Source organism: Streptomyces sp. MUM 2J, assembly GCF_022414535.1.
GTDB lineage: Bacteria > Actinomycetota > Actinomycetes > Streptomycetales > Streptomycetaceae > Streptomyces.
Map to the genome: position 1 here is coordinate 474,745 of NZ_JADWYM010000001.1, position 9,763 is coordinate 484,507.

At 69.9% G+C, this 9,763-nt stretch carries 3 protein-coding genes and 1 tRNA gene; 1 reads left to right on the plus strand and 3 read right to left on the minus strand.

The features are described from left to right. Positions 1-50: 50 nt before the first annotated feature. Positions 51-5,528, minus strand: a complete 5,478-nt coding sequence (locus I3F54_RS01820) for a HAMP domain-containing protein (RefSeq protein ID WP_240116734.1) — start codon at positions 5,526-5,528, stop codon at positions 51-53. Between the two features lie 392 nt (positions 5,529-5,920). On the opposite strand from I3F54_RS01820, the gene I3F54_RS01825 reads away from it, so the two are divergent. Continuing rightward, on the plus strand, positions 5,921-8,677 hold the full coding sequence (locus tag I3F54_RS01825) for a SpoIIE family protein phosphatase (RefSeq protein ID WP_240116735.1): 2,757 nt from the start codon (positions 5,921-5,923) through the stop codon (positions 8,675-8,677). A 59-nt stretch (positions 8,678-8,736) separates the two neighbouring features. On the opposite strand, the gene I3F54_RS01830 is transcribed toward I3F54_RS01825, so the two are convergent. Both I3F54_RS01830 and I3F54_RS01835 read right to left on the minus strand, forming a co-directional pair. Next, positions 8,737-8,812, minus strand: a tRNA-Thr gene (locus I3F54_RS01830). Positions 8,813-8,920: 108 nt separating this feature from the next. Beyond that, positions 8,921-9,583 (minus strand): DegT/DnrJ/EryC1/StrS family aminotransferase, encoded by a 663-nt coding sequence (locus I3F54_RS01835; protein WP_240116761.1) that lies wholly within the window; start codon positions 9,581-9,583, stop codon positions 8,921-8,923. Positions 9,584-9,763: the final 180 nt, after the last annotated feature.

The window sequence follows — 9,763 nt, forward strand, 5'->3', positions numbered from 1 at the left end:
CACGGCTACGGGCACCCCTGCGTCAGCGACTCCGCGTGAACAACCTCCGTTCACTCCCCCCTCATCCACTGCTCCATCACCGACAGCAGGTGATCGGGGTCCACCGGCTTCGTCACGTAGTCGGAGGCGCCCGACTCGATCGCCTTCTCCCGGTCGCCCTTCATCGCCTTCGCGGTCAGCGCGATGATCGGCAGCCCGGAGAACTGCGGCATCCGGCGGATCGCGGTCGTCGTCGCGTACCCGTCCATCTCGGGCATCATGATGTCCATCAGCACGACCGCCACGTCGTCGTGCTGCTCCAGCACCTCGATGCCCTCGCGGCCGTTCTCCGCGTACAGCACGGACAGGCCGTGCTGCTCCAGGACACTGGTGAGGGCGAACACGTTGCGGATGTCGTCGTCGACGATCAGCACCTTCTGCCCGCCGAAGCGGATCCCGCGGTACACCTCCGGTGCCGTCTCCTGCTCCGCCACCGGCCAGCGCTCCCCGTGCGGGGAGGGCCCGGCCTCCAGCGAGCCCGTGGCCCGGCGGCGCCGCCGGAACAGGGCGGCCGGCCCGTTCTGTGTCTCGTGGTACGACTTCACCTCGGCCGGCGTCTCGATCTCGACCCCGGCCAGCTCGGACAGCTGCTCCTGGGACACCACCAGGTCGCCCGCCTCCAGCGCGGGCATCGGCTGCTGGTAGCCGTGCGGGGGCAGCTCGTTGGGATGCAGCGGCAGGTAGAGCGTGAAGGTCGAGCCGCGGCCCGTCTCACTCTGCGCGTGGATCTCGCCGCCCAGCAGCTGCGCGATCTCCCGCGAGATCGACAGACCCAGGCCGGTACCGCCGTACTTGCGGCTGGTGGTGCCGTCGGCCTGCTTGAACGCCTCGAAGATCACCCGCATCTTGCTCGCCGCGATACCGATGCCGGTGTCGGTCACCGAGAAGGCGATCAGCGGCTCCGACGGATCACCGAGCGAGCCCGCCTCCAGCAGCTGCTCCCGGATCGACTGCGGTACGTCCGCGCCGGCCGGGCGGATCACCAGCTCCACCGAGCCGGAATCGGTGAACTTCACCGCGTTGGACAGCAGGTTGCGCAGCACCTGCAGCAGTCGCTGCTCGTCGGTGTGGAGCGTGGCGGGCAGCTCCGGGGAGATGCGCACCGCCAGGTCCAGCCCCTTCTCCGCGGTCAGCGGCCGGAAAGTGGCCTCCACGTAGTCCACGAGCTGGACCAGCGCGATACGCGTCGGGGAGACGTCCATCTTGCCCGCCTCGACCTTCGACAGGTCGAGGATGTCGTTGATCAGCTGCAGCAGGTCGGAGCCGGCCCCGTGGATGGTCTCGGCGAACTCGACCTGCTTCGGGGACAGGTTGCCCTCCGCGTTGTCGGCGAGCAGCTTGGCCAGGATCAGCAGCGAGTTCAGCGGGGTGCGCAGCTCGTGCGACATGTTGGCGAGGAACTCGCTCTTGTAGCGCATGGACACCGCGAGCTGCTCGGCACGCTCCTCCAGGACCTGCCGCGCCTCCTCGATCTCGGTGTTCTTCACCTCGATGTCGCGGTTCTGCTGCGCCAGCAGCTCCGCCTTCTCCTCCAGTTCGGCGTTGGAGGCCTGCAGGGCCTTCTGCCGCTGCTCCAGCTCCTCCGACCGCTCGCGCAGCTGCTCGGTCAGCTCCTGCGACTGCTTGAGCAGCTGCTCGGTCTTGGTGTTGACGGAGATGGTGTTGACGCTGGTCGCGATCATCTCCGCGAGCTGGTTGAGGAAGTCCTTCTGGATCTGCGTGAACGGCGTGAAGGAGGCCAGCTCGATCACCCCGAGCACCTTGCCCTCGAACAGCACCGGCAGCACGATCACCTGCGCGGGCGGCGCCTCGCCGAGCCCCGAGGAGATCTTCAGGTAGCCGCTGGGCGCGTTCTCCACCAGGACCGTGCGCTTCTCCTGGGCGGCCGTGCCGACCAGCGCCTCCCCCGGCCGGAACGAGGTCGGCATGGAGCCCATCGAGTAGCCGTAGGAGCCCAGCATCCGCAGCTCGTAGAGGTCGTCCTGGCCCTCGGCCACCTCGGACCCGTCGACGCGCGGCACGGCCACGAAGAACGCGCCGTGCTGGGCGGAGACCACCGGCGTCAGCTCGCTCATGATCAGCGAGGCCACGTCCTGGAGGTCACGGCGGCCCTGCATGAGGCCCGAGATACGGGCCAGGTTGCCCTTGAGCCAGTCCTGCTCCTGGTTGGCGACCGTGGTGTCGCGCAGGTTGGCGATCATCTTGTTGATGTAGTCCTGAAGCTCCTGGATCTCGCCGGAGGCGTCGACGTCGATCTTCAGGTTCAGGTCGCCGCGGGTCACCGCGGTCGCCACGCGCGCGATGGCACGCACCTGACGCGTCAGGTTCCCCGCCATCTCGTTCACCGACTCGGTGAGGTCGCGCCACGTTCCGTCGACGTCACGCACGCGTGCCTGGCCACCGAGCTGGCCCTCCGTGCCCACCTCGCGGGCGACCCGGGTGACCTCCTCGGCGAAGGACGACAGCTGGTCCACCATCGTGTTGATCGTCGTCTTCAGCTCCAGGATCTCGCCCCGGGCATCGATGTCGATCTTCTTCGTCAGGTCGCCCTTGGCGATGGCCGTGGTGACCATGGCGATGTTGCGCACCTGACCGGTCAGGTTGGACGCCATCTGGTTCACCGACTCGGTGAGGTCCTTCCAGGTGCCCGCCACGCCCGGGACCTGCGCCTGGCCGCCGAGGATGCCGTCCGTGCCCACCTCCCGGGCCACCTTGGTGACCTGCTCGGCGAACGAGCTCAGCGTCTTGACCATCGTGTTGATGGTGTCGGCGAGCTGCGCTACCTCGCCGCGCGCCTCGATGGTGACCTGCCGGGTCAGGTCGCCGTTGGCGACCGCGGCCGACACCTGCGAGATGTTGCGCACCTGCGTGGTCAGGTTCTTGGCCATCAGGTTGACGTTGTCGCTGAGGTCCTTCCAGATGCCGGTGACGCCCGGCACATGCGCCTGACCGCCCAGGATTCCCTCGGTACCCACCTCACGGGCCACGCGCGTGACCTGCTCGGCGAACGACGACAGCTGGTCCACCATCGTGTTCACCGTGGTGACCAGTTCGAGGATCTCGCCCTTGGCGTCGACGGTGATCTTCTTCGACAGGTCGCCCTTGGCGACCGCCGTGGTGACCTCGGCGATGGAGCGCACCTGGAGGGTCAGGTTGTTCGCCATGCCGTTCACGGACTGCGTGAGGTCCTTCCAGGTGCCGGAGACACCCTGCACCTCGGCCTGGCCGCCCAGGATGCCCTCGGTACCCACCTCACGGGCCACGCGCGTGACCTCCTGGGCGAACGAGGACAGCTGGTCCACCATCGTGTTCAGCGTGTTCTTCAGCTCCAGGATCTCCCCGCGCGCGTCCACGGTGATCTTCTGGGACAGGTCACCGCGTGCCACGGCGGTGGCGACCTGCGCGATGTTGCGGACCTGCGCGGTCAGGTTGCCCGCCATGCCGTTCACGGAGTCGGTCAGGTCACGCCACACGCCCGCCACACCGGGCACCTGGGCCTGGCCGCCGAGGCGCCCGTCGGTGCCCACCTCGCGGGCCACACGGGTCACCTGGTCGGCGAAGGCGGAGAGCTGGTCGACCATCGTGTTGATGGTGTTCTTCAGTTCGAGGATCTCGCCCCGCGCGTCGACGTCGATCTTCTGCGAGAGGTCGCCGCGCGCCACCGCCGTCGTCACCTGGGCGATCTGCCGCACCTGGGAGGTGAGGTTGCCGGCCATGAAGTTGACGGAGTCGGTGAGTTCCTTCCAGGTCCCCGACACCCCGTCGACGCGGGCCTGGCCGCCCAGCCGGCCCTCCGTCCCCACGTCCCGGGCCATCCGGGTGACCTGGTCGGCGAACGACGACAGCTGGTCCACCATCGTGTTCACGGTGTTCTTCAGCTGGAGCATCTCACCGGAGACGTCCACGGTGACCTTCTGCGACAGGTCACCGTTGGCCACCGCCGTCGTCACCTGCGCGATGTTCCTCACCTGGCCGGTCAGGTTGCGGAACGCCGTGTTGACGGAGTCCGTCAGGTCCTTCCACGTCCCCGCCGCGCCGGACACCTGGGCCTGACCGCCCAGCTCACCCTCGACACCGACCTCCCGCGCCACGCGCGTGACCTCGGCACCGAACGCCGACAGCTGGTCCACCATCCCGTTGACGGTGTTCTTCAGCTCCAGCATCTCGCCCGCGACGTCCACGGTGACCTTCTGCGACAGGTCGCCGTTGGCCACCGCCGTCGTCACCGCGGCGATGTCGCGCACCTGCGTCGTCAGATTCCGGAAGACCGTGTTGACGGAGTCCGTCAGGTCCTTCCACGTCCCCGCCGCGCCCGGCACGTTCGCCTGCCCGCCGAGCCGCCCCTCGGCACCGACCTCGTTGGCCACGCGGGTGACCTCGTCGGCGAAGATCCGCAGCGTCTCGGTCATCTGGTTGATGGTGTCGGCGAGCTGCGCGACCTCGCCGCGCGCCGGGACGGTCACCTTGCGCGACAGGTCACCGTTGGCGACCGCCGTGGTCACCTCCGAGATCCCCCGGACCTGGGCCGTCAGGTTCCCCGCCATCGTGTTGACGGAGTCGGTCAGCTCCTTCCAGACCCCGTCCACCCCCGGCACCTGTGCCTGGCCGCCCAGAATGCCCTCGGTACCCACCTCACGGGCGACACGGGTCACCTCCGAGGAGAACGCGGAGAGCTGGTCGACCATCGTGTTGACGGTGTTCTTCAGCTCCAGCATCTCGCCCGCGACGTGGACGGTCACCTTGCGCGACAGGTCGCCCTTGGCGACCGCCGTGGTCACCAGCGCGATGTCCCGTACCTGGGCGGTGAGCCGGGACGCCATCGTGTTGACGGAGTCCGTCAGGTCCTTCCAGGAACCCGACAGGCCACGCACGCGTGCCTGCCCGCCCAGCTTGCCCTCGGTGCCCACCTCGCTGGCCACGCGGGTGACCTCGTCGGTGAAGGTCGACAGCTGGTCGACGAGGTTGTTGACCGTCCGGGCGACCTTGAGGAACTCTCCGCGCAGCGGATGCCCCGGCCCCTCCGGAGCGAGTGTCCGCAACTCCATGCGCGGCGACAGGTCGCCCTCCGCCACGGCCGACAGGACCCGGCTCACCTCGGAGACCGGCCGCACGAGGTCGTCGACCAGGGCGTTGGAATGGTCGATGGCGGCCGCCCAGGAGCCCTCGCAGGCCCCGGTCTCCAGCCGTTCCGTGAGTTTTCCCTCACGCCCCACCATGCGCCGTACTCGCGTCAGCTCGCCGGTCAGGTGCAGATTGCGGTCGGCCACCTCGTTGAAGACCGCCGCGATCTCCGACATCACGCCGTCGCCGGAGACCGTCAGCCGCTTGCGGAAGTTTCCGTCCCGCATGGCCGCGAGCGCAGCCAGCAGCCGGTTCAGCGCAGCCGTGTCCACCACCGTGGTCCCATTGCGTGGATTGCGCTGGTTGCTTGGGGAGTGTCCGCCTTTCGCGCGCGTCTTCGTATCCCGCGCCGCTGCGCCAGACTCCACTGTGTCCCTCCCGCAAGGGTTGACCGTCACTGCTGTGCTCGTGGTGCCGTACCGGGTACCGCTCGCCCGGCGTATCAGACACCGCCCTCCATGTCCGCCCGACGACGCCGGGTCACACGAAAGGGTTGCTGCCCTCCGTGCGCGGATGACACTCGGCCTGCCCGGACCTTCACCGGAAGCCTGCCCAGTGTTTCACCCTTGCCGAACCAGGCCATAACAGTTCGGCAGCTTCGCACATCGTCCGCACACCCTCCGGACGGAAACACTGGTGACCGGCATCCGCATGGACGGGGAAGGTAAGTAACCTTGCATGCGGCTGTCCAGCCGCACCGGTCCGTCCGGCATGGGCGGAGGCACGAGTACGAGCGGGCATCGGAGGGGCGGCCGCACACATGACCACCGGACTGATCCCCGGGGGACAGCCCCCGGACCCCCGGCCGACGGGCGCGCGCCCGCCGCACCAGCGGCGTGGGCCCGGCGACCGGGCAGCCCAGCACGTCGACGACCGGCCGAGGAGTTCTGTGATCACCGCGCGCGCGGCTGCCAGCTTCGAGCCCGTGGGGCGCTCGGTCGCCACCGCCCGCTCCTTCGTCCGCGACACCCTCCAGGGCTGGGGCTTCGCCGACATCGTCGACGACGCCGTGGTGCTCACCAGCGAACTGGTCACCAACGCCGTGGTGCACGCCGGCACCCAGGCCGACCTGCTGTGCCTGCGCTGCGAGGACGGCGTCCGCATCGAGGTCTCGGACCGCTACCCCGAGCGCGAGGTCCCCCTCCAGGGCGCGGCCGTGAACATGGGCAGCCCCGACCGCGAGGGCGGACGCGGCCTCCAGCTGTGCGCGGCGCTGGCCGGCCGCTGGGGCGTGGAGTACACGCCGACCCACAAGAACGTGTGGTTCCAGCTGGCGCTCCCCGAGCGCCCGGTGGGCACCCGCGCCGCCGGCCCGGCCCTGCCCGCGGAACTGCTCCCGCTGGCCGACGGCAGAGTCCGCGTCGCCGTCGTCCAGATCGACCGCACCGCCGCCATCAGCGCCTGGAACGAGGATGCGGAGGAACTCTTCGGCTACGCCGCCGACCAGGTCACCGGCAAGCCGCTGACCGACCTCGCGGCCTGGCCGCACACACCGGGCACCGGCACCGGCATCGCGGAGGCCCTCCGGCTCTCCCGCTGGGAGGGCAGCTACGGCATCCGCGACGCGAACGGCCGCGTCACCCCGGTGTACGCCTCCCACCTGCGCGTCCGCGACACCGGCGGCGAACCGTCCACGGTCTGCCTCCTGGTGCGCGACCACGAGCGCGCCGTGCTCCAGACACCGCTGCGCGCTCCCGCCGGCGACGCGGCGGGTTCCGGCGACGGCCAGAACGCCGACCCGTTCGAGACGTTCATCGGCTCGCCGGCCCCAGACGACCTCGACGGGCTCCTCCAGCGCACAGTCGAACGCGCCCGCGACATGCTCGACGGCGACTCGGCCTTCCTGCTCCTCGCCACCGACGACGAGACGGAGCTGGAGGTCCGTGCCTCCACCGGTCTGCCGTCCGCGCGCCAGCGCTTCGCGCGCGTGCCCGTCGAGGCCGGCCCCGGCCGTTACGGCTCGGCCCGCATGCCCGCCGTTCACGAGGACCTCTCCGCCATCCCCGGCGCCGTGCCGCTGCTCAACGCCACCGGCATGCGCTCGGTGATCACCGTCCCGCTCAAGGTCGAGGGACGCCTCACCGGTTCCCTCGGCGTCGCCGCCGAGGCACCGAGCCGGTACTCCAACGAGGAGGCACTGCGCCTCCAGTTCGCCGCGGACCGCATCGCACTCGCCGTCGAGTCGGCCCGCCTCGGTGAGCTGGAGCGGCTGCGCCGCGGGTCGCTGAGCTTCCTCGTCGAGGCCTCCGACCTGCTGGCCGGAACCCTCGACCGGGACCAGACCCTCGCCCTCATGGCCCAGATGACCGTCCCCACACTGGCGACGTGGTGCGCGGTCTACACGATCGCCGACCAGGCCTCCGATCCGTATCTGTCGTACGTCCTGCACGAGGACGAGGAACTCATCGACGGCATCAAGTCGCTGCTGTCGAAGATCCCCCCGCCGGATCCGGTACCCACTCCCGGCGCCCGTGTGTGGGGTGTTCCCGGTGAAACGGCCCACCAGGCCGCGCTGCGCAGCTCGATGCGCAGCCTGGGCCTGAGCGGCGGACCCACCCACCAGGTCGCCTCCGCCATGGGTCCGACCCTGGCGGTGGCCTCCGCCGTGGGCGGGGAGACGGTGGTACTGCCCCTGGTCGCCCGCAACCGCGTCATCGGGATGCTCACGCTGGGCAAGCCCGCGGAGGAGCACTTCCGCCAGGAGATCCTGGAACTGGCCGAGGACCTGAGCCGCAGGGCCGCCCTGGCCCTGGACAACGCCCGCCTGTACTCGGAGCGCACGGCCATCAGCCAGTCACTCCAGCGCAGCCTGCTGCCGCCCGAGCTGCCCGAGATCGACGGCGTCGAGGTCGAGGTCATCTACCGCGCGGCCGGCGAGGGCAACGAGGTCGGCGGTGACTTCTACGACCTGTTCCCCATCAGTGACGGGGCCTACGGCTTCGCCATCGGCGACGTCTGCGGTACGGGCCCGAACGCGGCGGCGGTCACCGGCCTGGCCCGGCACGCCCTGCGCCTGCTCGCCCGCGAGGGCCTGAGCGGTCCCGCGGTCCTGGAGCGGCTGAACTCGGCCATTCTCGACGAGGGTGCCCGCAGCCGCTTCCTGACGCTCCTCTACGGCGAGATGCGCCCGCAGGAGGACGGCAGCGCGGAACTGAAGGTGGTCTGCGCCGGTCATCCGCTGCCGCTCCGCCTGCGCCAGGACGGCACGGTCGAGGCCGCGGCCGAGCCGCAGCCGCTGCTCGGTGTCATGGAGGACCTGGAGCTCTACGAGCAGACGGTCACCCTCGACCCGGGCGACGTCCTGCTGTGCGTGACGGACGGCGTCACGGAGCGCCGGGAGGGCACCCGCATGCTCGGCGACGACGGCCTGGCCGACGTCCTGACCACCTGCACGGGCCTGACGGCGGGCGCCGTGGCGGCCCGCATCATGCGTGCGGTCGAGCGCTTCGCCTCCGATGCACCGTCGGACGACATGGCCATCCTCGCCATGCGTGTACCGGAGGTGCACCAGGACTGAGACGGCGGAGGCCGGAACACGCAAGGGCCCCCCGCCCGTTGGGCGGGGGGCCTTTCTCGTGGAGCCCCCAAACGGAATCGAACCGTTGACCTTCTCCTTACCATGGAGACGCTCTGCCGACTGAGCTATAGGGGCCTGTCGCTTGTCGAGGTCTTCCTCGCGGCAACGGAGTAGATCATACCCTGACCAGCACCGGGTTCCCAAATTCGTTCCGGCGTCCGCCCGGGGCCTGTTGGGGGAGGCTCAGACGGCCGGCCGGAGCAATCCGCCGAGGGAGTTGCAGGCGGCCACGATCCGCTGCATGTCCCGCTTCGTCAGGCCCGAGTCCACGGGCAGCGCCAGTGTCTCGTCCGCGGCGCGCTCGGTCGCGGGCAGCGACACGCACCGACGGAACTCCGGAAGCCGGTGCACCGGTGTCTTCACGGGCACCCGGCAGTCAACTCCCCTGGCCCGTATGGCCAGTGCGAAGGCGTCCCGGTCCGGCCTGCCGTTTCCGGGCACCCGTACGACGTACTGCTGGTAGGTGTGCCCGTCGCCACCGTCCGGTGTCCGCACGCCCCGCAGCCTGCCGTCGAGGTAGGCCGCCCGCTGCCTCCGCTGTGCGACCTCGTCGTACGGCGCCTCGGACTCTGCCTGTTCCAGCACCAGCAGCCCGTGCCGCCGGCCCACTTCGCGCAACCGCCCGGTGTCCGCCGGCCGGCCGAAGCGATGGACGGCAACGACGGCCGCGGTGCGCGGAGTCACGGCCGCCTCGACCGCGAGCGGATCGAGGCAGTACGTCACCGGGTCTATGTCGGCGAACACCGGAAGCGCTCCGGCCAGGGTCACCGCCTCGGCGACGTCCTCGTTGCCGAAGGCAGGTACGACGACCTCGTCACCGATGCCGACTCCGGCGGCCCTGAGCATTGCAGCAGCACCCATGGCGGCGATCGTCGTTGTGCAACGTGAACGTCAAGTGACGGAAAAGAAAAAAGGGCTGGGCCCGGAACCGAAGTTCCGGGCCCAGCCCCTGAATGATTGTTCGGCGGCGTCCTACTCTCCCACAGGGTCCCCCCTGCAGTACCATCGGCGCTGTAAGGCTTAGCT

Coding starts and splice junctions, on each gene's coding strand:
- I3F54_RS01825 (WP_240116735.1), top strand. CDS start 5,921: ATGACCACCGGACTGATCCCCGGGGGACAGCCCCCGGACCCCCGGCCG.
- I3F54_RS01835 (WP_240116761.1), bottom strand. CDS start 9,583: ATGCTCAGGGCCGCCGGAGTCGGCATCGGTGACGAGGTCGTCGTACCT.